The organism is Ruminococcus sp. J1101004sp1_RTP21198st1_B9_RTP21198_201120 (assembly GCF_040924245.1).
Lineage (GTDB): Bacteria > Bacillota > Clostridia > Lachnospirales > Lachnospiraceae > Blautia_A > Blautia_A faecis.
This window is the reverse complement of record NZ_JBCOMI010000042.1, coordinates 1-26337: the sequence shown is the minus strand read 5'-3', so window position 1 is coordinate 26337 and position 26337 is coordinate 1. Positions and strand designations below refer to the sequence as shown.

23 protein-coding genes, 1 other RNA gene and 2 pseudogenes are annotated in these 26337 nt (G+C 44.6%); 7 read left to right on the top strand and 19 right to left on the bottom strand.

Annotated features, from left to right (window positions below):
• Positions 1-164 precede the first annotated feature (164 nt).
• Both AB5618_RS19325 and AB5618_RS19320 read left to right on the top strand, forming a co-directional pair.
• Positions 165-296 (top strand): hypothetical protein, encoded by a 132-nt coding sequence (locus AB5618_RS19325; RefSeq protein WP_274603086.1) that lies wholly within the window; start codon positions 165-167, stop codon positions 294-296.
• Between the two features lie 88 nt (positions 297-384).
• On the top strand, positions 385-537 hold the full coding sequence (locus AB5618_RS19320) for a hypothetical protein (protein ID WP_233456192.1): 153 nt from the start codon (positions 385-387) through the stop codon (positions 535-537).
• Positions 538-551: 14 nt separating this feature from the next.
• Here the strand turns inward: AB5618_RS19320 and ssrA are convergent.
• From ssrA to AB5618_RS19250, 14 genes are all read right to left on the bottom strand, one after another.
• Positions 552-901, bottom strand: a transfer-messenger RNA (tmRNA) gene (ssrA, locus tag AB5618_RS19315).
• A gap of 900 nt (positions 902-1801) precedes the next feature.
• Complete coding sequence (locus AB5618_RS19310) at positions 1802-3070, bottom strand: amidohydrolase family protein (protein WP_195591126.1); 1269 nt, start codon at positions 3068-3070, stop codon at positions 1802-1804.
• Between the two features lie 59 nt (positions 3071-3129).
• Positions 3130-3885 carry a MerR family transcriptional regulator gene (locus tag AB5618_RS19305; RefSeq protein WP_368366991.1) on the bottom strand — a complete coding sequence of 252 codons (756 nt, stop codon included), beginning with the start codon at positions 3883-3885 and terminating at the stop codon, positions 3130-3132.
• A gap of 8 nt (positions 3886-3893) precedes the next feature.
• Positions 3894-4835, bottom strand: a complete 942-nt coding sequence (locus AB5618_RS19300; protein WP_195591133.1) for an ABC transporter permease — start codon at positions 4833-4835, stop codon at positions 3894-3896.
• On the bottom strand, positions 4835-5887 hold the full coding sequence (locus AB5618_RS19295; RefSeq protein ID WP_195591135.1) for an ABC transporter permease: 1053 nt from the start codon (positions 5885-5887) through the stop codon (positions 4835-4837). Before AB5618_RS19295 ends, AB5618_RS19300 begins: the two co-directional genes overlap by 1 nt.
• Entirely contained in the window at positions 5887-7413 is a 1527-nt protein-coding gene (locus AB5618_RS19290) for an ABC transporter ATP-binding protein (protein WP_173770261.1), read from the bottom strand. The genes AB5618_RS19295 and AB5618_RS19290 overlap by 1 nt, the downstream gene beginning before the upstream one ends.
• A gap of 195 nt (positions 7414-7608) precedes the next feature.
• Complete coding sequence (locus tag AB5618_RS19285) at positions 7609-8601, bottom strand: BMP family protein (protein WP_330602517.1); 993 nt, start codon at positions 8599-8601, stop codon at positions 7609-7611.
• Between the two features lie 215 nt (positions 8602-8816).
• Positions 8817-9824, bottom strand: coding sequence for an aldo/keto reductase (locus tag AB5618_RS19280; protein WP_195591137.1), 1008 nt, complete (start codon positions 9822-9824; stop codon positions 8817-8819).
• Positions 9825-10203: 379 nt separating this feature from the next.
• Positions 10204-10761, bottom strand: a complete 558-nt coding sequence (gene efp / locus AB5618_RS19275; protein ID WP_118583940.1) for an elongation factor P — start codon at positions 10759-10761, stop codon at positions 10204-10206.
• Positions 10762-10897: 136 nt separating this feature from the next.
• Positions 10898-11401 (bottom strand): shikimate kinase, encoded by a 504-nt coding sequence (locus AB5618_RS19270; protein ID WP_148461849.1) that lies wholly within the window; start codon positions 11399-11401, stop codon positions 10898-10900.
• Positions 11398-11901 carry a YqeG family HAD IIIA-type phosphatase gene (locus tag AB5618_RS19265; protein ID WP_148461850.1) on the bottom strand — a complete coding sequence of 168 codons (504 nt, stop codon included), beginning with the start codon at positions 11899-11901 and terminating at the stop codon, positions 11398-11400. Before AB5618_RS19265 ends, AB5618_RS19270 begins: the two co-directional genes overlap by 4 nt.
• Before the next feature lie 155 nt (positions 11902-12056).
• Entirely contained in the window at positions 12057-12917 is an 861-nt protein-coding gene (locus AB5618_RS19260; RefSeq protein ID WP_148461851.1) for a patatin family protein, read from the bottom strand.
• A gap of 2 nt (positions 12918-12919) precedes the next feature.
• Entirely contained in the window at positions 12920-14284 is a 1365-nt protein-coding gene (locus tag AB5618_RS19255; RefSeq protein WP_148461852.1) for a citrate/2-methylcitrate synthase, read from the bottom strand.
• Between the two features lie 140 nt (positions 14285-14424).
• Positions 14425-15642, bottom strand: coding sequence for an aminotransferase class I/II-fold pyridoxal phosphate-dependent enzyme (locus tag AB5618_RS19250; RefSeq protein WP_148461853.1), 1218 nt, complete (start codon positions 15640-15642; stop codon positions 14425-14427).
• 222 nt (positions 15643-15864) lie between these two features.
• On the opposite strand from AB5618_RS19250, the gene gdhA reads away from it, so the two are divergent.
• Complete coding sequence (gene gdhA, locus AB5618_RS19245; RefSeq protein WP_368366990.1) at positions 15865-17199, top strand: NADP-specific glutamate dehydrogenase; 1335 nt, start codon at positions 15865-15867, stop codon at positions 17197-17199.
• A 112-nt stretch (positions 17200-17311) separates the two neighbouring features.
• Here the strand turns inward: gdhA and nrdR are convergent, their stop codons facing one another.
• On the bottom strand, positions 17312-17761 hold the full coding sequence (nrdR, locus tag AB5618_RS19240; RefSeq protein ID WP_118583928.1) for a transcriptional regulator NrdR: 450 nt from the start codon (positions 17759-17761) through the stop codon (positions 17312-17314).
• A 201-nt stretch (positions 17762-17962) separates the two neighbouring features.
• Here nrdR and AB5618_RS19235 point away from each other — a divergent pair, with 201 nt between their 5' ends.
• Together AB5618_RS19235 and sigG are read left to right on the top strand one after the other, a co-directional pair.
• The gene (locus AB5618_RS19235) at positions 17963-18220 is read left to right on the top strand and encodes a PRC-barrel domain-containing protein (protein WP_118583926.1); all 258 of its coding nucleotides are present in this window, start codon (positions 17963-17965) and stop codon (positions 18218-18220) included.
• A 144-nt stretch (positions 18221-18364) separates the two neighbouring features.
• Positions 18365-19144, top strand: a complete 780-nt coding sequence (sigG, locus tag AB5618_RS19230) for an RNA polymerase sporulation sigma factor SigG (protein WP_148461856.1) — start codon at positions 18365-18367, stop codon at positions 19142-19144.
• Positions 19145-19244: 100 nt separating this feature from the next.
• Here sigG and AB5618_RS19225 read toward each other — a convergent pair.
• A pseudogene (locus tag AB5618_RS19225) lies at positions 19245-19352 on the bottom strand (DUF6783 domain-containing protein); the annotation flags it as partial.
• Between AB5618_RS19225 and AB5618_RS19220 the strand changes: the two are divergent.
• Positions 19329-19379: pseudogene (locus AB5618_RS19220) on the top strand (DUF6783 domain-containing protein); the annotation flags it as partial. The pseudogenes AB5618_RS19225 and AB5618_RS19220 sit on opposite strands and share 24 nt — an antisense overlap.
• Before the next feature lie 29 nt (positions 19380-19408).
• Here the strand turns inward: AB5618_RS19220 and pap are convergent.
• Positions 19409-20884: a polyphosphate:AMP phosphotransferase gene (pap, locus tag AB5618_RS19215; protein ID WP_173736625.1), complete on the bottom strand. Its 1476-nt coding sequence runs from the start codon at positions 20882-20884 to the stop codon at positions 19409-19411.
• 307 nt (positions 20885-21191) lie between these two features.
• On the opposite strand from pap, the gene AB5618_RS19210 reads away from it, so the two are divergent.
• On the top strand, positions 21192-21785 hold the full coding sequence (locus AB5618_RS19210) for a LysE family transporter (RefSeq protein WP_173717099.1): 594 nt from the start codon (positions 21192-21194) through the stop codon (positions 21783-21785).
• A 119-nt stretch (positions 21786-21904) separates the two neighbouring features.
• Here the strand turns inward: AB5618_RS19210 and AB5618_RS19205 are convergent, their stop codons facing one another.
• Both AB5618_RS19205 and AB5618_RS19200 read right to left on the bottom strand, forming a co-directional pair.
• A complete protein-coding gene (locus tag AB5618_RS19205; RefSeq protein ID WP_173770258.1) occupies positions 21905-25222 on the bottom strand; it encodes a TRAP transporter large permease subunit in 3318 nt (1105 codons plus the stop codon).
• Positions 25223-25720, bottom strand: a complete 498-nt coding sequence (locus tag AB5618_RS19200; RefSeq protein ID WP_118583920.1) for a TRAP transporter small permease — start codon at positions 25718-25720, stop codon at positions 25223-25225.
• Positions 25721-26337: the final 617 nt, after the last annotated feature.

Here is a 26337-nt window from a genome sequence, read left to right as displayed (position 1 = left end):
TTTAGCTGATGCTTTATCCGGCGGTCAGGTGTGCACTGACCAACGGTTCTCTTGTTAAATATATTATATGTCACTCCGAAATATTTGTCAATTTTCTTTTTGTGGAAGCAACTGTACAGATTTTTGTACACGTATTGAGATATACTAAAGCGGGAGGTGTTTACATGAGCACATATGAGGAATTACAAGACCAGACCTGCGCGGACGGTATAGACGTAATGGACTATGAATTTAATAGTCCAAACATAAAAGCCTTATATTGTAACAGCACTGTAGCAATCAATAAGTCCATTTGAAGGAATGGTTATACCATTCCGTTTTCATGATCTCCGACATTACTCTGCTTCGATCATGCACGCGATTGGTATTCTGGATCAGTACATTATGGCAAGAGGTGGATGGAAAACAGATACCGTTCTAAAGGCTGTATACAGAAATGTGATCAACGATGAGCAAAAGAAATTTACAGATAAAATTAATTCGCATTTCACAACTATGCAACACGAAATGCAACACGAAAAAGAAAAAACGCCGTAAATACGGCGTTTTCACTATGGACCTGGCGGGAATTGAACCCGCGTCCGAAAGTCTATCCCTTGCGGCATCTCCCATCACAGTCGCTGTATTAACATTCCCTCCACAGCACGCCCACCGACAGGCTTACTGCTTCAGTAGCTTCATGATACATCTACCGGGGCAAAGCTTACCCGGCAAGGTTTCTCACAAGGTCGACGCCAGACTCCTGAAGTGTGAGTGCAACAGGACTGACGGGCAGCACTTAGGCTGCCATTACTAACTGATCGTCAGCGTTTATATTTAGAATTTCCCGTTATTACGCAGTTCGGGAGACTGCGGATGGCTTCCACAACTTCAAAACCCCCGTCGAAACCAGTACAAGCCCTAATCGTATATAATAGGTATTGCTGGTGCGCAGACGAAGTTTGTGTAATTGTGCTTTCGCTAAGATATTATTATATGCATTTTTTGCAAAGCTGTCAATATGGTGTTTTGCTATTTAGTGTGTTGAAAGTTGTTCAAGGCGGACGCACTCGGACAATGGTGATTGCTCACTCGCCGGCGCAACGCTCCAGCGAACTAACTGCTAACTGCGACTAAATCGTTCAGGAAAGCCTTCACGATTAAGTCTCCGTAAGCAGTGGATTTCGCCTACGCTAAAACCGCGCCTGAAATGGCTCGCTGGAGCAATCACCATTGCCCGAATGCTGTGTACTGGCTAGGACTTATTTGTACATAGGAACTTTCAACAGGTGGGGAGGGTGAGTGACTGGCTTCCATATACTATATCGGAAACGAAAGTTTATGGAAATCTTGCCGGAAATTAGCGGCTTTTACAATTTCTATGAAGTATTTGCACATTTTTAGGGCTGTTTTGCAAACAAAGAACTTGACATATTATTATATGTGTCTTCGATACCTCATTTAGATGGTTGGTACTTCGCAGCTTTATTGTTTTTATCTAATCCATCATTGCCAAGAAAGTATCAGAAAACCAATCACTCCCCCTCTTCCTCGTTAAAAGTTCCTAAATAGAATCAGTCCCAGCCGACACACAGCATTTGGGCAATGTGTATTACTCCAGCGAGCCATTTCAGGCGCGTTCTTAGCGCAGATGAAATCCAGCGCTTACGGAGACTTATGCGTGAGGGCTCTCCCGAACGCATTAGTCGCAGTTAGCGATTAGTTCATCGGAGCGTTGCGCCGGCGAGTGAGTAATACACATTGTCCAAATGCGTCCCTCCTGAAAACTTTTCACCCTCCCAACACACTAAATAGCAAATTTCTAAAATTCCTGCTCCAACAGCTCCCCATCAATATATCTGGCCTTAATATTCCGGTCATCTCCGATGTAGCAGAAACGCTCCAGTTTCTCCTCTGCAGTCATTTTTGTCCATGGATCTTCCATATTATCAATCACAAGGGCATTAAATGCATACCCTTTTTCGAAAGAACCAACCTTACCGAATACACTTCCAGACTCTTTGGTTGCATGGTAGAATGCCTGTGTAATGGTAATGGTCTTACTCTCCTGTGGCTCGTAGAATTCTTTCAGCTTGGATAACTGCACGGCTCTTGCAACCTGGCGGTAGATGCCGATTCCATGGCCACCGGCAATGTCAGTTCCCATGGCAATTTTCAGTCCCTCAGCCTCCATATGCTGCAGCGGCATAATTCCTGCAATAATATTCACAGTGGCATCCGGGCAGTGAACAGAAAAGCTTCCATGTTTTTTCAGAATCCGCTTATCTTCCTCAGTTGGGAAAATAACATGGGCGAAAATAGACGGACCGTGATCCATCAGACCTGCGCGCTCATAAATTTCTGCATCAGAACCATAGCCCGGAAACAGATTCAGAGCTTCCTGTGCCTCCCAGAGAGACTCCACCAGATGAGTGTGCACACCACAATGATATTTTGCAGCCAGCTTGCCAAGACCATCGATCAGCGGCTTGCTGCAGGTCGGGGCAAAACGGGGAGCCAGAATGGTTTTTACCTTTTTGCTTCCCTCATGTTCTGCCAGATACTTCTCTGTTTCCTTCAGGGAATCCTCTGTGGTCTCGGTGAGAAATTCCGGAGAATTGCAGTCCATGTTCACCTTTCCCACATAACCATACATGCCTTTCTCTTCCATTTTATCAAAGAGATAGTTTGTGGCCTCACGGTGAATGGTTGCAAAAACATTGGCATGGAAAGTACCATGGCGGAGCATATCATCTACAAATGCATCGTAGCAGTTTTTCGCATATTCCATATTCTGGAAACGGGATTCCTGCGGAAATGTATAATGATTCAGCCAGTCGGAAAGCAGACAGTCCATACCGATTCCGCGCTGTACATACTGTGCTCCGTGTACATGAAGATCAGAAAAAGCCGGAATGATCAGCTTATCACCGTAATCTATAACCTCTGCGCCTTGATACTGCTCCGGAATCTTTTCACAGATCTGTGAAACCACTCCATCTTCTACAATTATATAACTGTTTTCGTGAATCTCTAACCTGTCTGCTGACGGTGTAAACAAAATATCTCCGTGGTAAATCTTTACTGCCATTTTTTGTCCCTCACATTCTTAATCATTGCATTTTTTCTCTTTCTCGCATCGCTTTTCCTCTATTTTGTATCTGCAATCCTGACCTCGATCCTGGTAGAATAATTATCATTATCCTGTTCCACAAACTGGTCGATGATATTCAGCGCCAGAATGGTATCCTCCAGATTCAGATCCTGTCCCCATTCCTTTATCCTTTTAAAGCTGTCCTGAATCTCTTCATATGCCCCTTTGTGATACCCCACAACATAGGTTCCTGCAGGAATCGTGCGTATCTCCGCATTTTCCTCTGGAACGGCATCTGTAAGAAGCGCTCCAAATTCCTTGCTATTTTCCCCATAAAATACAATGGTTGGATAAAAGTAGAAGGATTCGCCTGCATAAAGCTCCTCTTCTGCTCCGATGGGAATATATTTTCGCTCTGGATATTTCACCACCTGGATATTTTCGTAATCAATTCCTGCTTTCGAATCTTCAATAAACTGTATTTTTCGCAAAATCGCATGGTCGATCCGCATCATCTCTTCCCACTGGGCATGAATGGCTGCGGAACGCTCCTTCAGTCTTTTAAGCGCCTCATCAGGACTTTTTGTGTCCTGAAAATCCCGGACTGCCTCAATGGAATAACCCAGTTTTCGCATATAGCGGATGGATGCAAGCTTATAGGTCTGATCAAAACGATATTTCCGGTATCCGTTTTTCGGATCTCTGTAGCTAGGCTTCAGAATTCCGATCTTGTCATAATAATGCAGGGTCTGCACGTTCAATCCGAATAAGGTTGCCAGCTCATTTACGTTCAGATACTCTTTATTTGCCATAGATACTCCTATCTTGAGCCTTTTACATAAGGCTTGCTGAGCGCTTCTGGTTCACTGTTCTTTCCAGCAGCACCAAGCATTGCAATAAGGGTCAGCGCATATGGCAAAATTGCCAGAAGGAACGGGGAAATGGATACACCGATGGTCTGGAGACGAATCTGCAGGGCATTGGCAGCTCCGAATAAGAGAGCCGCTCCAAACATTCCAAAAGGTGTATATCGTCCAAGAATAACAGTTGCAAGAGCAATATAGCCACGGCCGGAAATCATATTTTCCGTAAAAACGCCAAGCTGTACCAGTACCAGATATGCACCGCCGATTCCTCCTAGGATTCCGTTGAACACCATCACGATCCAGCGGTATTTTTTCACCTGGATGCCGGCGGATTCTGCTGCACGCGGGTGCTCTCCCACTGCCATAAAAGACAGCCCCAGATTGGTTTTTTTGTAAAAAATCCAGGTAAGGATCAGGAGTACATAAAGGATATAGGTCAGAAAATCGCAGTTAAAAAATGCATCTCCGAGCAGCGGGATCTTTGACAATCCGGGAATGGCAATGTTTGGGAAGGTCTCGATCTGCTGATACCCCTGTCCATTTGACATTAATTTAAATAAAAAGCTGGTGACGCCAAGCATAAGCATGTTGATGGCAAGACCAGAAACAGACTGGTTCTGGATCAGCGTAATGGAAAGAAGTCCATGAAGCAGACTGACAATAAGTCCTCCTGCCATACCGCACAGAAGACCCACAAACAGATTGCCGGAATACCAGGCACCTGCAAAGGAAAAGAATGCACCGCTGAGCATAACACCTTCCATTCCGATATTCAGAATACCGGATTTTTCCGCAATGGTCTCACCAATTCCGCCATACATAAGCGGCACTGCCAGACGAACTGCTGCGGCCAGAAAAGCCGTCATAAAGCTTAAACTGAAAATCTGCTGAAGCATTACGCATTTCCTCCTTTTCCAACTTTTGCCTGTCTCTTTTTGAAATGGAACAGTTCTCTTCCCAGGATCAAAACAACAACCAGACCGATCAAAATATTAACGATTGCAGACGGTACTCCAAGCTGTCTTTGCATGGAGCTTGCACCTACCTGCATTGCTGCATAAAGCACTGCCACGAAGAATACGCCAATAGGGTTGTTAAATGCCACAAGTGCGATCAAAACAGCCGTATAGCCACAGTTTGAGGAGATTCCCTCCAGAAGCTTTTTCTGAATTGCAAGAACCTCGATTCCACCTGCCACTGCGGAAAGTCCGCCGCTTAAAAAGGCGGAAAGCACAATATTTTTCATAACAGAAATACCGTTGCAGGTGCTTCCACGTTTGTTCATTCCAACTGCCTTCAATTCGTATCCCATAGTTGTTTTTTCCAGGAAAAACCATACTACAAGTACACAGATGATTGCGATCAGAATACCTGCATGAAAACGGGTTGCCCGGATCAGGGTTCCAAGCTGTACGGCTTTGTCAATTTTCGCAGACTGGGGAACATTTCCTTCCGGGTCCATCAGGAAGGAACGGACTGCATAGCCAAGAAAATTAATTGCAATATAGTTCAGCATGATAGTGACAATAATTTCGGAAATATTGAATTTTGCTTTGCACACTGCTGCGATCAGCGCCCACACGCCACCTGCCAGAAATCCGATTACCAGGGAAAGGATAATTCTTGGTATTCCCGGAACAGCAGTCCAGTTCAGAGCTACCATGGTAGTTGCCATTGCCCCTACATAAAACTGTCCTTCTGCACCAATGTTGAAAAAGCCGGTACGATATGCTACTGCGCAGCCAAGACCTGTAAGGATCAGCGGGCATGCTTTTACAAAAATTTCTGCAAATCCTGCAGGTGTTCCAAAGATTCCACGGAAGAAAAGACCGTATGCTTCCATCGGGCTTGCGCCGCATGCAAGAATCAAAACCGTACCTGCCAGAATTGTAATCACAAGAATCAGAAGTACATCTGTAATCCCTCTTGTTCTTTTTTCCTTCTCCATTATCTTGCCTCCTCTTCTGAAATTCCGCCCATGAGAAGGCCGATTTTCTGTACAGTAGCTTCTTCTCTATTCAGGATTCCCACGATTTTTCCACCAAAAAGCACTGCAATCCTGTCACTTAACGCCATAATTTCTTCCAGGTCTGCGGATATCAGCATAACACCTTTTCCTGCATTTCTCTGATCTATAAGCTGCTGACGGACAAATTCTGTAGCACCGATGTCAAGACCTCTGGTAGGCTGGCTTGCCACGATCACTTTTGCATGATCGTTCAGCTCTCTGGCTATGATCAGCTTCTGCTGGTTTCCACCTGACAAAAGCTTTACAAGCGTATCAATCCCCGACTTTCCGGATGCGCGCACCTGATATTGTTTCATTTTTTCTGCTGCATTTTTACGAATAGCTGCTTTGTTTATAATAGAATGGTTTGCAAATGGAGGCTTCCCATATTCCCGGAGAACAAGGTTTTCTGAAATGTTCATTCCGGTGATCAGACTGTCTGACAATCTGTCCTCTGAAATATAGGAAACACCTGCTTCATAACGTCCGCGGATATTGATTCCTGCCAGATTCTGTCCGTCCAGAAGAATTTCGCCCTCACCGGTTTTCTGAATTCCGGTGATCACCTCTGCAAGCTCTTTTTGTCCGTTTCCTTCCACACCGGCAATTCCAAGGATTTCCCCTTTGTGAATGGTAAGGCTGATATTCTCAAGCTTATGACGGCTGTGTTTTCTGTGATGATTGGACACATTTTTCAATTCCAGCATAATATCTTTTTTGGGAGAACCTTCTATATGATAGTCATCATTCAGCTCTCGTCCGATCATATAGGCAGACAGCTCTTCCGGATTGGTGTCTGCAGTCACAAGATCTGCCACCTGTCTGCCATCCCGAAGAATGGTAACCTTGTCACTGATTGCCATAATCTCGCTCATACGATGGGTGATGATAATGATTCCATAGCCTTCTTTTTTCAGATTGCGGAGAACATCGAAAAACTGTGTGGTTTCCTGAGGGGTGAGTACGCCAGTAGGCTCATCCAGAATCAGAAGTTCTACATTTCTGTATAATGCTTTCAGGATTTCCACGCGCTGCTGTTCTCCCACTGACAGATCACTGATCACAGCATCCGGGTTCACGTAGAGTCCGTATTTTTCTGCCAGATCAGTCAGCTTCTTTTTTGCAGCAGCTCTGTCCAGGAAAAAGGAGTTGTCCTTCAGATTCAGAACAATGTTATCCAGAACTGTCATTTTATTTACCAGGGAAAAATGCTGCTGGACCATTCCAATGCCTGCATCGATAGCTTCCCTTGGAGAGGCAAAATCCGCTGGCTTGTCTTTCCACAAAATTTCACCGCTGTCTGCAGTGTAAAGACCAAATATAATATTAACAAGTGTGGTCTTTCCGGCTCCGTTCTCACCGAGGAGAGCATGGATCTCACCTTTTTCTACTGTCAGGTTGATATCCTCATTTGCATATACGCCGGAAAATGATTTACAGATATGTTTCATTTGAAGAAGAGACATGGTTTTCTCCTTTTTCTCGTATAATTAAAGTGTTTTAAAAAGCTGAAACTTCGGAAGGTTATCTCCACTGACTGATTGATAACTTTCCTCCATTTCAGCTTCATTTGTCTTTGAACAATCAGTTGCCGGATTTCAGATTGCGATCCATTTTCATAAAAAACAGATATCTCAATCCGCGGTTACAAATCCGATTTCTTACTGTCTCATTGTGTAGTCGCGCTCAACTTCAAGCTCGCCGGAAACGATCTTATCAATTGCATCCTGTGCAGTTGCTTTCACATCATCGGAAAGATTGTCGGAAAGGAGAACTTCTACTGCGCCATCTGCCATACCAAGGTTGTAAACATCTCCCTCAAAGCTTCCGTCTGCAACGCTGCCAAGGGCAGTATCAATTACAACATCAAGATTGTAAATTGCAGAATCAAGAATATTGTCAGGTGCTAAAGAGCTCTGATCGTAAGAATCGCCCTGGCACCAGATTCCAGCCTCAACAGCTGCTGTCATTGCACCATTTCCGCAAGCATTTGCACAATGCTTGATTACGTCTACGCCATTGTCGATCATAGCTTTTGCAGCTTCCTGTGCAAGCTGTGTATCAACAAAAGAGTTTGTCCAGGCTGTCTGAACTTCGATATCAGGATTTACGGATTTTGCTCCGTCTTCATATCCGTTAATGATCTTTACAAGGGAATCTCCAGGGATCGGTCCAATGGCGCCAAGCTTACCAGACTCAGAAGTAGAAGCAGCAATGATTCCTTCTACATAAGCGGTCTGCTCACATGCCATAACGTAGGAAGCTACGTTGTCAGCGGAAGCGTCAGCCTCTGTGCAGATGAATTTGGTGTCTGGGTAGGTCTCTGCAACTTCCAGTGCAGGATCACCGAACTCATATCCGTGACCGATTACCACATCATAACCTGCACTTGCATAGTCAGCAAAAGCAGCGGAAATATCAGCAACTTCCAGGTTCTCTGTGTAAGCCAGCTCGTATCCGTATTTCTCACAGGCTTTCTGCGTTCCTTCGTATGCTGTCTGATTCCAGCCCTGGTCATTTGCTGCTCCGGAAAGTAAAAGTGCTACCTTCAGTCCTTCTCCATCAGCTGCCTGTACCGGCTGAGTACATACACCATTTACCATAGCCGCTGTCATTGCCATTGCTAATCCCATAACCACCAGTTTTTTCATCATAATCCTCCTTGATCAGATCCTGTTTTCGTGTATTCGATACTGTTCACTCCGTGGCCAGTATCGCTTATTTTTCTTATCCACAACTTTGTAGTTGCTATAAGGTTTTCTTAAGGCTTCTTTATAGTAAACTATATAGTTACTATAGAGTCAATACTTTTTTTCTTTTTTTGCAAAATTATCTGAAAAACCATTGAAGACGCACAGGGCAGTTTTTATTATTCTCCAAATTCTTCTGCAACCTTCTTCAGCATTTCCCGGATTGGCAGATGATATGGGCATCTTGTCTCGCACTTGCCGCATCCCACACATGCAGAAGCTTTCACTGCCATGCTGCCGTAGCGGTCTTTCGCCCAGTCAGCCAGATTGTAGCGTTCCAGATATCCTGCGAAAAGGAATGCGCTTGGGATGCTGATTCCAACCGTACATGGCGCACAGTAATTGCAGCGACGGCAGAAATTGGTGCCCAGCTGATGGCGGATCTGTTCCATTTCTGCAAGCTCTGCCTCTGTAAGAGGTGCTGTGTCAGAGCATGCCTTAATGTTCTCTTCCAGTTCAGATACTTCTGCCATTCCCGGGATTACCACAGTAACAGCCGGGTTAGAACAGACATAACGAAGTGCAAGAGTGCCATTCTCAATTGCACCACCTGCTAATGGCTTCATGGCAATAAAGCCCACATTTTTCTCCTGACATTTGCGGATCAGCTCGTCGCCCTGGTTTTCTACGATATTATATGGAAACATGATTGTCTCCACCCAGTCCAGATTCAGTGCGCGCTCAAAAACAGCTGTAGAATGTGCAGTCAGACCGATATGACCAATTTTACCGGCTGCTTTCGCCTCCAATAAAGCCTCCAAGGCACCGCCCTCACCTATAACAGTGTCCAGCTGTTCCATGCTTGGGTTGTGTACCTGATACAGGTCAATGTGATTGGTTCGAAGATTGCCAAGGCTCTTCTCAATGTCTGCTTCCATGGCTTCTCTGGTTCTTGCCATACTCTTGGTGGCAATTACAAATTTGTCACGAATTCCTTCAAGGGCATAACCAAGATACTCCTCGCTGACCGTGTAGCCTCTGGCTGTATCGATATAATTTACCCCCTCTTCTGCCAGCTGCTGCATTAATTTCTTAGTACCTTCCGCGTCAATTCTCTGGATGGGGATTCCGCCAAATCCCATACGGGAAATCTTAAGACCAGTTTTTCCAAGTGTTGTATATTCCATTTGTGCTCCTCCTTATTTTTGATATATAATAATTTATGATACCAGTGTCAAAAGGTCAAAAAGCCGTTCGTGCTTGCACGATAAGGCGTTTGAACTTGGGACACGCCAAATATGAGAAAGTAGCGATTTACGCAGTAAATCAGTGGATTTCGAATATTTGGAGGATTGCGGGAGCAGCGTAGCTGCGGAGCAATCCGGGGTATCAAATGAGTGGCAAAAGACCTTTTGACACTCATATCATAATTTATAAAATGTGTCTGAAATTAAACAAAATATGCCACCGGCATACGCCGATGGCACATAAATAAACAGCTTATGCTATTTAGAACGGAATATTCGCAATCCGCTACTTGCTCATAAATAACTGCTCTGTAGTTATTTATACGCGTGACAGGTACTCGCCTGTTCTGGTGTCGATTTTCAGCTTGTCGCCCTGGTTAACGAACAGCGGAACCATTACCTGTGCTCCTGTCTCAACGATAGCCGGTTTGGTAGCACCCTGAGCTGTATTTCCAGCGAATCCTGGCTCTGTCTCTGTAACTACAAGCTCAACGAATAACGGAGGCTCAATAGCGAATACATTGCCATTGTGAGAACAGATCTTAACCATCTCATTCTCTTTTACAAATTTAAGAGAATCGCCAACCTGCTCTTCTGTAAGACCAACCTGGTCAAATGTCTCTACGTTCATGAAGTAATATAATCCGCCATCGCTGTAGAGATACTGCATATCAACACGCTCGATACGTGCTGTAGGGAATTTCTCTGTAGGACGGAAAGATTTCTCTAACACGGATCCTGTAATAATATTTTTGTATTTGGTTCTAACGAAAGCAGCTCCCTTACCCGGTTTAACGTGCTGGAATTCTACGATCTGACAAACGTTGCCATCAATTTCTACTGTGACACCGTTTCTGAAATCACCTGCTGAAATCATAATTAATTTTTCCTCCTTATAGTGCTTATGACTAGAAATATTTTATTATATATGTACCATTTTTTCAACTACTTTTTTTCATATGCAGCCAAATTTTCCTGTTTTTCCCATATATTATGGCAAAATACTTTTGTATTCACGGAAGCTGTCCTTCAATTTCCTTGATTAGTTCCTCAAAAGGCTTCACTCCTGTCACAACTTCAATATCTGCAAATTTATGATAAATCGGATCACGCTGTTTCAGAAGCTTTTTGATCTTTTCATCCTGATTTTCGCCTTCCAGAAGAGGATTGCTATTTCCCTCAAGCCTCTTGCGGAGAGTCTCAGCAGACCCCTTCAGGTAAACAACTGTACCCAGCTGCTTAATATACTGCTCATTCTGCTCCTGAACCGGAAGACCTGCGCCAAGAGAAATCACTTTTCTTTCTTTATCTTCAATCAGAGCTTTCACAGTCATAGTTTCCAGAGCACGGTAATATGGCTCTCCAAATTTCTGTAAAATCTCCTTTACGGACATGTTCATCTTCTTAACGATCACCTTGTCCACATCCACAAATGTCAGTCCCAGGTCACTGGACAGACGTTTCCCCACTCTTGTCTTGCCAGACCCCATAAATCCGATCACCACAATATGGTTCATGAATTCTTCTCCTCCTTGGTATAAAAATGTAATACAATTTTCTCCAGATAGCGCTTCAGCACGATCTGGATCTCTTCCTTGGGATTGATCGGCTTTACCAGAATATTACGAAGGCCAGCATTCTTAGCCCCCCATATATCGGTAAAAAGCTGGTCTCCGATAAAGACCGTATTCCCTGTGTTCGTTCCAAGTCTCTCCATGGCCCTTTCATAGCCTTTTCTGGACGGCTTGGCAGCCATTTCAATGAACTGAGCGCCTACTGAAGCGGCAAAGGGTTCTACCCTTTTTTTCCTGTTGTTTGACACCAGACAGCAGGAAAAGCCAATGTCACGAAGCTTCTGAAAAAGCCGGACAGCTTCCGGATCTGCCGGTGCCCCATGAGGAACCAGGGTATTGTCGATATCAAACAAAATCCCCCTGTATCCCTCCTGGTATAGTTTTTCATAGTTGACTACATATGCTGAATCCAGATATTTATCTGGAAAAAAGCGTTCAAACATTCTGTTACATCCTTTAATTCTTTTATTTTCTATGGTAATACAGATTGCGGGAATGATTTTTCAAACAGACTCCGGCAACGCGCTTTGCAATGCACAGAAATCATGTATTCACATGACCTCGCGCCTGTTTTCCAAGAGGTTCTGTCAGGATCCCGTCACCTGCTTAGGTACGCCTGCAGTTCCTCATAATGGTCTTTCATCACATCATAACCATGCTGATAAAACGCCATCAGCTTCTCTTTGTTCGCCTCCGCACGCCCCACAGTGGGAATTTCCGGGCGGATGACAAAAATATGTCCTTCCCTCTCCCATTTTTCCAGAAGCTCCAAAGTCCGGTTGTAGCTGCGGTAACGATTATATAAAGTGTTCAAAAATTCCGGGTAATGCCGAAATGCAGCCACATAAAGCGGAGTGCTCTTTCCCGGTTTCTTCTTGCGGTAACCCATATTTCGGGTAAGGATCACCACGTTCTTTCGATATCCCTTCTCCATGGCATGGATCAGGGGAATCGAATCTGCAATGCCGCCATCCAGATAAGGAACACCGTCAATCTCTACCATGGGACTTACAACGGGAATACTGGAAGAAGCCCTTCCAATATCCATCAGGCGACGTCTGTCATGCTTCTCAGTCATATATTCCGCATCACCAGTCTGGCAGTTGGTCACTACCAGCTCACACTCCGTATCTGACTGAAAAAAAGTATCAAAATCAAACGGAAACAATTCATTTGGATATTTGTCAAACAGCATATCCATGTCAAAAAGCTCATGCTTCTTAAGAGCTTCCTTAGTAGCAATATAGCTGTTTGCCTTATCCTCTATGATCATGCAGTCTCTGGTCCTTCCAGGCTGCCAGGATACATAATCAAGAGCATTGCAGGAACCAGCGGAAACACCCACCACATATGGGAATTTCACCTCTTTTTCCATAAGATAATCCAGAACCCCTGCTGTAAATACTCCCCTGCTTCCCCCGCCCTCCAGGACCAGGGAAGACTGATGCTTCACTGTCATTCTTATTCACGCTCCTTAAGCGGTACGTATACAGCCGGAGCCAGAACGTTCTTGTAAGCCGGACGGATGATCTTGTCTGTATTGATCAGTTCTTCCATTCGGTGGGCGCTCCAGCCCACAATACGTGCCACTGCAAAAATCGGTGTATACAGCTCAAGAGGCAAATCCAGCATGCTGTAAACAAAACCGCTGTAAAAATCCACGTTTGCGCTGACACCCTTGTAAATATGGCGCTCCTCGGCGATAACCTCCGGAGCCATTTGCTCTACCATCGCGTAGAGATTGTATTCTTTCATACGGCCTTTTTCTCTGGCCAGAGTCTCAACAAAGCCTTTCAGTACCTGGGCACGGGGATCCGATACCGAATAGATCGCGTGTCCCATACCATAAATAAGACCTCTCTTATCAAAAGCTTCTTTGCGAAGCAGTTTCTTCAGATACTCTCTTACTTCCTCTTCGTCAGAAATATCCTTCACATTCTTCTTCAAATCCTGGAACATACTTACAACCTTAATATTGGCACCACCGTGCTTCGGACCTTTCAGAGAACCGAGAGCTGCTGCGATTGCAGAATAAGTGTCTGTTCCGGATGAGGAAACAACGTGTGTAGTAAATGTAGAGTTATTACCACCGCCATGCTCCATATGAAGGATCAGGGCAAGATCCAGGATCTTCGCCTCCAGATGGGAATATTTCTTATCCGGGCGAAGCATACGGAGGATATTCTCCGCTGTGGAAAGCTCTTTCTTCGGATTGTGAATATAAAGGCTCTTGCCGCATACATAGTGATTGTAAGCCTGATATCCATAAACAGATAAAAGAGGAAATACACTGATCAGATTCAGGCACTGTCTCAGTACATTCGGAAGGGAAATATCATCCGGCTCCTTGTCATAGCAATAAAGTGTAAGCACACTTCTGGACAGGGCATTCATAATGTCCTTGGACGGTGCTTTCATGATAACGTCCCTTACGAAATTCGTAGGAAGGGAGCGCTGGTTCGCCAGAAGCTTGGTGAAATCCTCCAGTTCCTCCTCATTCGGAAGCTTGCCGAACAGTAAAAGATAGGTAGTTTCTTCGAAGCCGTATCTGTCATCTTCAATAAATCCCCTGGTCAACTCCTTGATGTCATATCCCCTGTAGGAAAGACTGCCCGCACAGGGCACTTCCTTGCCGTCAACCACCTTCGTGGCGCATACATTGGAAATCTGCGTCAGACCCGCCAGGACGCCCTTACCATTGATATCGCGAAGCCCTCGCTTTACATCGTATTTCTGATAAAGAGACAGATCCAGGCTGGAATGCTCCTTGCAAACCTCCGTCAGGTTCTCTATTTCCGGTGTTACTTTCATCTTAAATCCTGTCATTCAAATAAACTCCTTTCTTTTTAATCCGTCCGATAATCCGTTCCTCCCTCAATTATTAATGCTGTCAGAGTCAGAAGCGGATGCTTCTGCTCCGGCATTGTAAATGGATAATCTGTGACTGCCATTGTTTTATTATCTTCTTATCGCTGTTTATAGGTGGACAAGAAATCCTTCAGCTTGTCCATAGCCTTCTCCAGCTGACGCACATTCGGCAGATATACTACGCGGAAGTGGTCAGGACAATTCCAGTTAAAGCCCTTTCCCGGCACCAGAAGCACCTGTTTCTCATGTAAGAAATCAAGAGCAAACTGCTCGTCATTGTGAATATTGAATTTTTCTGTATCGATCTTCGGAAAAATATAGAACGCAGCCTTGGGCTTTACGGCTGTGATTCCCGGAATGTCATTGAGTGCCTTGTAGATAAAATCTCTCTGCTCATAAACTCTTCCGCCTGGCTGAATGTACTCATTTACACTCTGGTATCCACCAAGTGCAGTCTGTACAATGGACTGGGCCGGAACATTGGAGCAAAGACGCATGGAGGAAAGCATGTTAATACCTTCAATATACCCCTTCGCCTTATTCTTGGCACCACTTAAGATCATCCATCCAATACGGAAACCAGCGATCATATGAGACTTGGAAAGTCCGGAAAAAGTAACGCAGAATACGTCTGGTGCAAGGGATGCAATAGAAGTATGCTTATAGCCATCCATGATCAGACGGTCGTATATCTCATCTGAAAAAATGATCAGCTCGTGCTCTCTTGCGATCTGCACGATCTGCTCCAGGATCTCCTTGGGATAAACTGCTCCTGTAGGGTTATTCGGATTAATGATAACAATCGCTTTGGTCTTGTCTGTGATCTTGCTCTTAATATCATCAATGTCCGGATACCATTCAGACTGCTCATCACAAATATAATGAACTACATTTCCACCTGCCAGAGTCGCAGTAGCTGTCCACAAAGGATAATCCGGTGCAGGGATCAGAATCTCATCCCCGTTATCCAGAAGTGCCTGCATACAGAGATTGATCAGCTCACTGACACCATTACCTGTATAAATATCACTCATGGTAACCCCGGGAATTCCTCGAAGCTGGGCATACTGCATAATGGCCTTTCTTGCGGAAAAGATTCCTTTGGAATCTGAATATCCCTGAGAGGTACGAATATTGCTCAGCATGTCCAGAATTACTTCCTGCGGTGCAGAAAATCCAAATGGATATGGATTGCCGATATTCAGCTTCAGAATCTCCATTCCATCCTCTTCCATTCTGGCCGCTTCATCCACTACCGGTCCTCGCACATCATAAAGTACGTTATCCAGTTTACTGGACTTCTCGAATGTTTTCATTTATTTCACTCCTCATCTTACTACTTATGTCCGGCATATCTGTCTTTTTCCTGCTCCGGCATAATGTATTTCTTGCTATCTATCATCTCATATTTGGCTCATTTTCGCAAGCCTTAATGAAATTTTTGGAAATATGAAAAAAACTCTTTTCATTTTTAGCACTTTAGTGTATAATAGCGTCGTTAAAAAATTTTACACCTATCTGGATGAGGAGGAATTACAATGTCTTACACAGAAGAAGTATACGAAAGAGTCGTAGCACAGAATCCAGGTGAGCCTGAATTTCACCAGGCAGTAAAGGAAGTTCTGGATTCCCTGAAGGTCGTAATTGACAAAAATGAAGAAGAATACCGCAGCATGTCCCTTCTGGAGCGTCTTGTAGAGCCGGAAAGAATCATTTCCTTCCGCGTTCCATGGGTAGATGACAAGGGCGTTGTTCAGGTAAACAAGGGATATCGTGTACAGTTTAACAGCGCTATCGGACCTTATAAGGGTGGTCTTCGTTTCCATCCGTCAGTAAACCAGGGTATCTTAAAATTCCTTGGATTTGAGCAGACATTTAAGAACTCCCTTACCGGACTTCCAATCGGTGGTGGTAAAGGTGGTTCCAACTTTGACCCGAAAGGCAAATCTGACAGAGAGGTTATGGCATTCTGCCAGAGCTTCATGACAGAGCTTTCCAAATATATCGGTGCTGACACTGATGTTCCGGCTGGTGATATCGGTGTAGGCGGACGTGAGATTGGTTATTTATTCGGACAGTACAAGAGAATCCGCGGATTATACGAGGGTGTTCTCACAGGTAAAGGACTTACCTACGGCGGATCTCTGATCCGTACACAGGCTACCGGATATGGTGTTGTTTATATGCTTGATGAGATCATGAAAGCACATAACGATTCTATTGATGGAAAGACATTCATCGTAACAGGATCCGGAAACGTTGCAATCTATGCTGTAGAGAAAGCTCAGCAGCTTGGCGGCAAGGTTGTTGCTATGTGTGACTCCAACGGATATATTTATGATCCGGAAGGAATCAAGCTTGACATTGTGAAAGATATCAAAGAAGTAAAACGTGGACGTATCAAAGAGTACGCAGACCGTGTTGAGGGTGCTTCTTACACAGAAGGTACCGGAATCTGGAACATCAAATGTGATGTATACCTTCCATGTGCTACCCAGAACGAGCTTGCTCTTGATGGTGCTAAGACACTTGTTGCAAACGGCTGCAAATATGTAGTTGAGGGTGCGAACATGCCTACTACTCTTGATGCTACAACTTATCTCCAGGAGAACGGTGTTCTGTTCATGCCTGGTAAAGCAGCTAACGCTGGTGGTGTTGCTACTTCTGCTCTTGAGATGAGCCAGAACTCCATGAGACTTTCCTGGACAGCAGAGGAAGTTGATGAGAAGCTTCACGGAATCATGGTAGACATCTTCCACAAAGCAGATGACGCAGCTAAGCGTTATGGTATGAAAGACAACTATGTTGCCGGTGCTAACATCGCCGGATTTGAGAAAGTTGTAGATGCTATGAAAGCTCAGGGTATCTGCTGATTCTCTGTTATCTGAAGTTTTTAAAAGACAGGTCCGCTGTGGCCTGTCTTTTTTATTCCATTTAACAATTGTTTATACAGAAAAAAATCCCCGCTCTCTGGCGAGGATTTTTCTAATTTAAAAATTTCTTCAGTTCATCCATAAAGGTGCTGACATCTTTAAACTCCCGATACACAGAAGCGAATCGCACATACGCCACCGAATCCAGATCTTTTAAATGGCTCATCACGATTTCTCCGATTTTCGTGCTGGAGATTTCTTTATCTTCGGCATTAAAGATGTCGCCTTCTATGGCATCGATCATGGCTTCCAGCTTATCGCTGGCAATGGGACGTTTGTAGCAGGCGCGGCGGACACCGTTGATCAGTTTATTGCGGTCGTACTGCTCACGGTTCAGATTCTTCTTGATTACGGTTAACGGGATTGTCTCCACATTCTCATAAGTGGTAAATCTTCTTCCACAGGAATCGCACAGTCTTCTGCGTCTTATGGAATTGGTCTCTTCCACTGGTCTTGAATCTACTACTCTTGTATTATCCTGATTACAGTATGGACATCTCATGTATTTATTTCCCCTTCCTCATGTCTCCCCTTCTGCCATACAATCCGGGCAGCAGACTTTCCTCTTTTCTGTTTGCTCAGTAACATAAAACGGACTGAATTACCTATTTCTTATTATACTTTAATCATAGAAAGTATGTCAATAAACTCCATACATATTTTCAGACTTTTTGCATAATATCATAAAAAACAGGTGCTTTTCATGCGTATTTGCGAATTAAAGCAAAAAGAAGTGATCAATATCTGTACCTGCCGTACACTTGGCTGTCCGGTGGATGTGGAATTTAACTGTGAAACCGGATGTATTACCGCCCTTGTGGTTCCCGGACCTGGCAGTTTCTGCTTTTGTTTCTGGGGAGCCGGAAGTGAATATATAATTCCATGGAATTGTATCCGGCAGATCGGAGATGACATTATCCTGGTAGAAATTGATGAAAAGTATTGCTGTAAAAAGGCTTAATTCTATTTTCCCAATTGTCAAGGGGCAATAATTTTTATATTTTCCCGAAAAAAGAATATTTATCCTCCCACGTGAGAATCATTGTTACTGTTCACTTCGTTCTCAGCAGCACGCTTCGCGATGCACAAAAGGAGGATTCAAATAATGGCACTTAACAAAGTTGAAATTTGCGGAGTCAATACATCGAAGCTTCCGGTACTGAAGGCAGAAGAAAAAGAAGAGCTTTTTCGCAGGATCAAGGAGGGTGATGAAGAAGCCAGGGAACTTTACATTAAAGGAAATCTGCGGCTGGTTCTCAGCGTGATCAAGCGTTTTTCCAACAGCAGCGAAAATATGGACGATCTTTTTCAGATTGGCTGCATTGGGCTTATAAAAGCAATTGATAATTTTGACACTACATTGAATGTAAAATTTTCCACTTATGCAGTGCCTATGATCATTGGAGAGATACGAAGGTATCTTCGTGACAATAACAGTATCCGGGTGAGCCGGTCTCTGCGGGATATTGCTTATCGAGCAATTTATGCAAAAGAAACCTATATGAAAACAAATCTGAGGGAGCCTACCATTGCGGAAATTGCCAGCGAAATAGGGATAAATAAAGAGATGATCGTATATGCTATGGATGCGATACAGAATCCGGTGTCACTTTTTGAACCGGTTTATACGGAAGGCGGGGATACGCTTTATGTGATGGACCAAATCAGCGATAAGAAAAACAAGGAGGAGACCTGGGTGGAAAATCTGTCCCTCCGGGAAGCTATAAACCGGCTGAATAAGCGGGAACGGCATATTATTGATCTGCGTTTTTACGAGGGCAAAACCCAGATGGAGGTAGCTCAGGAAATCGGGATTTCTCAGGCACAGGTCAGCCGGTTGGAAAAGAATGCGCTTAAAACCATGCGGAATTATCTGAGAGCGTGACGGAAATCATAAATCCCGGCATCATGAAATCCGCTCCTTACATGGTCTGCTGCATGAATATATTGCAAAATCGCTGGTTGTTGGCCAGCGATTTTGCTTATTATGCTTCTATTCCAGAATACGTTTGAAAAAGGCCTTCTGCAAGATGTGCGTCACAATTTGTGGGAGATTTTGTCCGGATGAGGGCGCCATAGCGGGCTACGGCAACCGAATTCGGGCAAAATATACCGCAAAGTGGGGCGTGCAGATTGCGGGAATGATTTTTCAAGTACGCTCTAATGCCTTTTCCAATTCTTTTATTACAATTTTAAGAGCTTTAATTCTCGCATACTTCTTATCTACAGATTCCAGGATATGCCACGGTGCATAGGCAGTGCTTGTCTTGGCAAGCATTTCATCTACGGCCCCTTCATAAGCATCCCATTTTTCGCGGTTGCGCCAGTCTTCGTCGGTGATCTTCCACTGTTTTTCAGGGTTGTTCTGGCGGTCGGTGAAGCGGGCCAGCTGGGTGTCTTTGTCGATCTGGACCCAGAATTTGATGATCACGGCACCCCAGTCGGACAGCTCCTTCTCGAATTCATTAATCTCGTTGTAAGCACGTTTCCAGTCGTTCTCGCTGCAGAAGCCTTCCAGACGCTCTACCATTACGCGGCCGTACCAGGTGCGGTCGAAGATGGCAATGTGACCGTCTTTGGGCAATCTGGTCCAGAAGCGCCAGAGGTAATGACGCGCCTTTTCGTGAGGTTCCGGGCTGGCGATTGGATGGACCTCAAAGCCACGGGGATCAAGGGCTTCTGTGATCCGCTTAATATTGCCTCCTTTTCCGGCTGCGTCCCAGCCTTCATAAGTAATGATCACCGGCACACGCTTGCGGTACAGACGGTTATGCAGTTCGCCCAGCTTCTTCTGGAGATGCTTCAGCTCTTTCTTGTATTCTTCATCCTCGATCACCTTGTCTGTCAGTTCGATTTCCGAAAGCTTCGGCATTTTCTCAAGCGGAAAAATGTTTGGGAGAAGCGGTGCGCTGTGTGTGCTGTTCTGCAAGGCTACCTCAATGTTATTTACCATTATTTCAAGAACCTGAAGTTCTACGAAGTTGCGGTCTTTTGCATCAATAATATACCATGGTGCAATAGAAGTATTCGTATCTGTCAGATAGCGGTCGAAAACCTTCTGGCAATGTTTGTAATGTTCGTTCTGCCACTTGTCAAAGGCATCCACACGCCATTTTGTATCCTGCTCTTTGTTAAGCTTCTCAATACGTCTGGTCTGCTCTTTTTTGTCAATCTGCATGAAAAATTTCAGAACCAGATAACCGTTGTCTGTGAGCTGTCGCTCGAAATGTTTGATGCTGTCGATCCGCTTTGCATAATCCTCTTCTTCCAGACCATTCAGACAGTCTTTGCAGGTCTGCTCCATCCAGCCAGAATCCAGAAAGGTAAATTTGCCGGCTTCCGGAATCTGATTGAAATACCGGTACAGAAATGGTCTGCGCAGTTCATCCTCTGTAGGCTTTGACATGGTTGCTACTTTAAAGAAGCGGGGATCAATGTATTTGATCACTCTGCCGATTGTGGTACCTTTGCCAGATGCCCCCCAGCCTTCAAAAAGTACCAGCACAGGCAGCTTGTGTTCTTTCAGCTTCATCTGCTGCTGATACAGCTTCTCGCCAGCTTCTTTAATCCGTTTCTTCAACTCCTCTTTTTCCGGAATCTCCTCCGGGATCCAGGTTTTCAGCATAAACACGTCCTCCTCACGTATTATTATTTTCAAACTTAAAGCATTTTTTCTGTTAAAAGCAAATTCTATTTTTTTATATTCATATTATTTTCTGCATTATAACATAATCATTCCCATTTTGCACGAATTTAACAAACATTTAACCGAATTTCGATTGCGATCGTTATCCTCTTATATACAATCCGATATTTTTGTGTTATTATTAAAAATCATATTTTGTGTAGGTTTTACGAACACATAGCGTTTTGTATGTTGCGCCTTTCTTTTCGTAGCTCAGATGTTTAAACTTACCCAAGGAGGAAGTCCCATGCCTTTATCTGTCTTCATAGAAATGACCCTGTCTGCCATCCTTACCGTCTGGTCGCCTGGTCCCAATAATATTCTTTTGCTGTCCACAGCCAGCAAATACGGCATTTCCGGTAATATCCGCTTTATGACCGGAATCTGGAGCGGATCTCTCACTTTGATGTGTCTTTCCGGACTGTTCTGCAGTACTCTTGGGAAAATCATTCCAGGGATCCAGCCGGTTATGAAATATCTAGGCGCAGCTTATGTACTCTATCTTGCCTGGCAGACCTGGCGCAGGATTCCGCCCTCTGACAATGTCCAGGACAAAAAGCCAACCTGGCTGATGGGATTTTTCCTGCAGCTGATAAATGTAAAGATCATCATCTATGGGCTGACCATGTTTTCCGCTTATATTCTGCCCTATGAGGCAAGGGTTCCTATACTGTTTTGCTTCGCTGTATATCTGATGTTTCTTGGAGCCCTGGGAAATCTAATCTGGGCATTTGCGGGAAATGTACTGAAAAGATTTTACAGCAGTCATTATAAGCTGATGAATGGAATCATGGCCCTGCTGCTGGTGTGGTGCTCTCTCAGGATCACTGGATTACTGTAAGACAGGCCAAAAACACCTCCCGGAATATGTTGGTTACTCACATTCCGGGAGGTGTTTTCTATAGGGCACTGTTCAATTTATGAGACACATGTATCAAATTGATACATGCTTATGCTGTCTTACTTAAATGCATCCACCAGTTCCTGACCATCGTCATATCCCTGGTTTTTCAGTTCTTCTACAAACCACTGGTCTACGCCTTCTACCGCCTCTTTAAAGGAATCAATATCCATATCCTCTTTTGCGGTAAAGGTAACGCCATTTTTCTCTTCCCAGCGGTTCATGATCTCATTGGCACCGGAGCGGTTGATGTAACGCTCATACTCAACAGCCATTCTTCCAGCCTTGTCTACAACAGCCTGCTGCTCTGGTGTAAGGCCATCATAGATATCCTGATTGATACAGAAGAACAGACAGTCATAGATGGCATCCCACATGGAGCAGTATGGCTGAACCTCCTGTACACTGGCTGCGTCGATTGCAGGAAGCGGATTCTCCTCTCCCTCTACGGTGTTCTGCTGAAGGGCTGTGTAAGTCTCGGACCAGTTCAGGTTGGTTGCATCTGCCCCCCATCTCTTATAGCATTCCATAAGAAGATTGGAGCCTGCAACACGGACTTTCAGGTTCTTCATATCGTCCACCGATTTTACTTCACGCACACTGTTGGTCAGTTCACGGAAGCCGTTCTCCGCAATACCCATGCAATGCAGTCCATACTCACTGAGGATTTCTTTCATCTTCTCTCCTGCCTCACCGTCAAACTTGGCATCTGCGTCTTCCACAGAATCATAAATAAACGGCAGGGAGACTACGTTAAATCTCGGATCAAATGCAGAATAAATCAGGTTGGAATGCATGGAAATCTGTACCGGGTCTCCGTTCATCAGTGCCTGGATTCCCTCGGACTGGTTTCCGTTTGTCAGCTGGTCTGCTGCATATATGTTTACTTTTACTTTTCCTCCTGTAGCTTTTTCCATCAGCTCGCCGAACTTGCGGCCGCCATCAGCCCAGGTAGAAGTCTCAGTTGTGGAGCATGCAAAATTCCAGGTAGTCTCCTCCCAGCCAAGGTCACTGTAATCGCCAATTCCGGTAAATGCCTCTACCAGCTCTTCTGCATCCTCGTATCCCTGGGATTTCAATTCCTCAATGAACCACTCATCTACACCGTCAACAGCTTCCTTAAAGGACTCAATGTCCATATCCTCTTTTGCAGTGAAGGTAACGCCGTTTTTGTCTTTCCAGCGGTTCATGATCTCTTCATCACCGGAGCGGTTGATGTAACGTTCGTACTCTACGGCTTTCTGTCCTGCCTCGTCTACAACAGCCTGCTGTTCCGGTGTAAGACCATCATAAATCTCCTGGTTGATACAGAAGAACAGGCAGTCATAGATGGCATCCCACATGGAGCAGTATGGCTGAACCTCCTGTACACTGGCTGCGTCAATTGCAGGAAGCGGGTTCTCCTGACCCTCAACTGTGTTCTGCTGAAGGGCTGTGTAAGTCTCAGACCAGTTCAGGTTGGTTGCATCTGCGCCCCATCTCTTATAGCATTCCATAAGAAGGTTGGAACCGGCAACACGGATTTTCAGGTTTTTCATATCATCCACAGATTTTACTTCGCGGACACTGTTGGTCAGTTCACGGAAACCGTTCTCTGCAATACCCATGCAATGGAGTCCGTACTCACCAAGAATTTCTTTTAATTTCTCACCAGCCTCACCGTCAAACTTAGCATCTGCATCTTCTACAGAGTCATAAATAAACGGCAGGGAAACTACGTTAAATCTTGGGTCAAATGCAGAATAGATCAGGTTGGAATGCATGGAAATCTGTACCGGGTCTCCGTTCATCAGTGCCTGGATTCCCTCGGACTGGTTTCCGTTTGTCAGCTGGTCTGCTGCATATATGTTTACTTTTACTTTTCCTCCTGTGGCCTTTTCCATCAGCTCGCCAAACTTGCGGCCGCCGTCCGCCCAGGTAGAAGTCTCAGTTGTAGAGCATGCAAAATTCCAGGTGGTTTCCTCCCAGCCAAGATCACTGTAATCTGCGATCTCATTGAAGGAATAATCCCCGTCTCCGGCTGCAGAAGCTGCGGATGAGCCACTGTCACCAGAGGAAGAATCTCCGGAATATGCACCATTTTTAGCAAGTGCTCTCGGAAGAGCCGTTGAAGTTACCGGAATATAGGTAACCACAAGAAGCACGGCCACACAGGCTGCCAGCATGGGCATAACTGCTTTTGAAATTTCCTGAAGGGTAACTTCCATGCCTTTTTTGATCTTGATTCCGATTGCCACAAACAGGTTGACACCAACCGGCGGAGTTACCTGTCCAATTGCAAGGTTTACAGTTGCCATCACACCAAATGCAACCACATCATAGCCAAGTGCTTTGCATACCGGAAGCATAACCGGAATAAAAATGTACATAGCAGAGTTTGCATCGATGAAGCAGCCTGCAATCAGGAAAATAATGTTTACGATCAGAAGGAAGGTAAACTGGTTATGTGCAATGCTTCCAAGAAGCGCTGAAGCTGCGTCTGCGATACCGAATTTGGTACATACATAGGAAAACAGGGAAGCACTTGCTACGATCAGCATGATTCCACCAGTTGTTTTCGCAGAATCCACGCAAATGTCAAACAGGTCTTTTAATTTAACCTCACGATAAATCACCATACCTACAAACAGACCGTATACAACAGATACAGCCGCTGCCTCAGTAGGAGTAAAAATACCGCCATAAATACCACCCAGAATAATAACCGGCATTAAGAATCCCCAGAAAGCATCCTTAAATGCATCCCAGCGCTCTTTTGCAGTCGCTTTCTTCTGGGCTGGCTGAATGCCTTTTTTTCTGGCTTCCACCATAACCACGATCACAAGGGCAACGCCCATCAGAATTCCAGGTACGATTCCTGCCATGAACATATCTGCAATAGATACGCCTGTGATAGAAGCATATACAACAAATGCAATACTTGGCGGGATGACAATGGCGATGGAGCTTGATGTTGCCATCAGGGCTGTGGAAAACGGTGCGCTGAAGCCTCCCCGCTCTACCATTGCCGGAATCAGAACTGCTCCAAGTGCTGCTACAGTTGCAGGTCCGGATCCGGAAATTGCGCCGAAGAAGCAGGCTACAATAACGCATACAATGGCGATGCCGCCTCTTTTATGTCCCACGCAGGTATCTACGAATCTGACAAGTCTTTTGGAAATTCCGGCTTTTGCCATGATATTTCCGGAAAGTACGAAAAACGGGATAGCCAGAAGGAGAAATTTACTGATTCCGGCATACATATTGGTTGCAACGATGGTAAGGGAGGTTCCGGAGTACAGGATTGCACAGACGGAGGACAGTCCCAGACAGATTGCAATGGGAACTCCCATGATCAGGAAAACAAAAAATGAAATAAAAAGAACTGCACTTATCATTTATTTATCCTCCTTTTTCAGATTGCCTGTACAATAGTCAAGACAGTATTCAATAAAATGTAAGATCATACATCCGGATCCGATTGGCACGAAGGACCAGAATATCCACTCCGGCCAGTTCAGAACGAAGGTACGTTTTCCGTTTTCCAGCTGTGTGATTACTTTTTCCATACCGAACCAGAATAAGATTGCGGTAAAAATAATGCACAGAACAGTGGTAAGGATAACAGATGGTTTTTTCAGTTTCTCAGGGAGACGGTCTGTAACCAGTGACAGGTTAACCAGTTCTCCTTCGCGGCATGCAAGTGCTGCAGCCATTAAGGTAATCAGTACAAAGACTGCGACCACAAGTTCCTCGGTAAAGGACCAGGAACGATGGATCACTTTTCGGGAAAAAACATTTCCCACGGTCAGAACCAGTATCAGCAGGGTAGACACTACCAGAATACAATTTTCTACTGCTGCTACTGCATTCATGATTTTTTTGAAGACTTTCATGATCTCTCCTCCTCTTAATTTACTTGTCAGGTTTTCGTCTTTCGTAAAATGGAACTATCTGTTATGCAGCCGCAGTACGATCCTGCCCGGCAGGGCTTTTGTGTAACAGGAAGTTCCAACGGAATTTCCTGTTACACAAAAAAATCCGCCCCTAAACTAGGGACGGACCATATTAGACCGCAACCACCCTGTTTCCCCATTGAAACAAGTACGAAAAGACAACGTACCGACATACGCGATTCCGATAACGGGGAACAACCGTGGAAACCTACTTGATGCAGTTCTTCACTTCGTATCTGGTTCCTGTTTGAAAAAACGGATACTTATGAAGCGTTCGGCTTCCCTTCTCGGGGATGATCTTCAAAACAGACCTGACGCTGCTTTCCACCGACACAGCTCTCTGTAGACAAGGTGCTTCTGTTTCTACTTCTTCCCTTCAAGGAATTTAATCCTTTTTTAATTTAGTTGTTTAACGAACTGAAGTAATTTTACTACCAAAATATTAGGAAGTCAAGTGTAATTATGCAAGTTGCTATTTAGTTATGAACCATTTATGATAATGTCCTAATATACCACAAAGGAAAATGTCCCAATGTAGTATAATGCTTCCATCAACA

Coding starts and splice junctions, on each gene's coding strand:
- AB5618_RS19295 (WP_195591135.1), bottom strand. CDS start 5,887: ATGGAGAAGGAAAAAAGAACAAGAGGGATTACAGATGTACTTCTGATT.
- gdhA (WP_368366990.1), top strand. CDS start 15,865: ATGTCTTACACAGAAGAAGTATACGAAAGAGTCGTAGCACAGAATCCA.
- AB5618_RS19250 (WP_148461853.1), bottom strand. CDS start 15,642: ATGAAAACATTCGAGAAGTCCAGTAAACTGGATAACGTACTTTATGAT.
- AB5618_RS19310 (WP_195591126.1), bottom strand. CDS start 3,070: ATGGCAGTAAAGATTTACCACGGAGATATTTTGTTTACACCGTCAGCA.
- sigG (WP_148461856.1), top strand. CDS start 18,365: ATGGCACTTAACAAAGTTGAAATTTGCGGAGTCAATACATCGAAGCTT.
- AB5618_RS19260 (WP_148461851.1), bottom strand. CDS start 12,917: ATGACAGTGAAGCATCAGTCTTCCCTGGTCCTGGAGGGCGGGGGAAGC.
- AB5618_RS19290 (WP_173770261.1), bottom strand. CDS start 7,413: ATGTCTCTTCTTCAAATGAAACATATCTGTAAATCATTTTCCGGCGTA.
- nrdR (WP_118583928.1), bottom strand. CDS start 17,761: ATGAGATGTCCATACTGTAATCAGGATAATACAAGAGTAGTAGATTCA.
- AB5618_RS19210 (WP_173717099.1), top strand. CDS start 21,192: ATGCCTTTATCTGTCTTCATAGAAATGACCCTGTCTGCCATCCTTACC.
- AB5618_RS19265 (WP_148461850.1), bottom strand. CDS start 11,901: ATGTTTGAACGCTTTTTTCCAGATAAATATCTGGATTCAGCATATGTA.
- pap (WP_173736625.1), bottom strand. CDS start 20,884: ATGCTGAAAACCTGGATCCCGGAGGAGATTCCGGAAAAAGAGGAGTTG.
- AB5618_RS19300 (WP_195591133.1), bottom strand. CDS start 4,835: ATGCTTCAGCAGATTTTCAGTTTAAGCTTTATGACGGCTTTTCTGGCC.
- AB5618_RS19200 (WP_118583920.1), bottom strand. CDS start 25,720: ATGAAAGTCTTCAAAAAAATCATGAATGCAGTAGCAGCAGTAGAAAAT.
- efp (WP_118583940.1), bottom strand. CDS start 10,761: ATGATTTCAGCAGGTGATTTCAGAAACGGTGTCACAGTAGAAATTGAT.
- AB5618_RS19325 (WP_274603086.1), top strand. CDS start 165: ATGAGCACATATGAGGAATTACAAGACCAGACCTGCGCGGACGGTATA.
- AB5618_RS19270 (WP_148461849.1), bottom strand. CDS start 11,401: ATGAACCATATTGTGGTGATCGGATTTATGGGGTCTGGCAAGACAAGA.
- AB5618_RS19255 (WP_148461852.1), bottom strand. CDS start 14,284: ATGACAGGATTTAAGATGAAAGTAACACCGGAAATAGAGAACCTGACG.
- AB5618_RS19205 (WP_173770258.1), bottom strand. CDS start 25,222: ATGATAAGTGCAGTTCTTTTTATTTCATTTTTTGTTTTCCTGATCATG.
- AB5618_RS19285 (WP_330602517.1), bottom strand. CDS start 8,601: ATGATGAAAAAACTGGTGGTTATGGGATTAGCAATGGCAATGACAGCG.
- AB5618_RS19235 (WP_118583926.1), top strand. CDS start 17,963: ATGCGTATTTGCGAATTAAAGCAAAAAGAAGTGATCAATATCTGTACC.
- AB5618_RS19320 (WP_233456192.1), top strand. CDS start 385: ATGGCAAGAGGTGGATGGAAAACAGATACCGTTCTAAAGGCTGTATAC.
- AB5618_RS19305 (WP_368366991.1), bottom strand. CDS start 3,885: ATGGCAAATAAAGAGTATCTGAACGTAAATGAGCTGGCAACCTTATTC.
- AB5618_RS19280 (WP_195591137.1), bottom strand. CDS start 9,824: ATGGAATATACAACACTTGGAAAAACTGGTCTTAAGATTTCCCGTATG.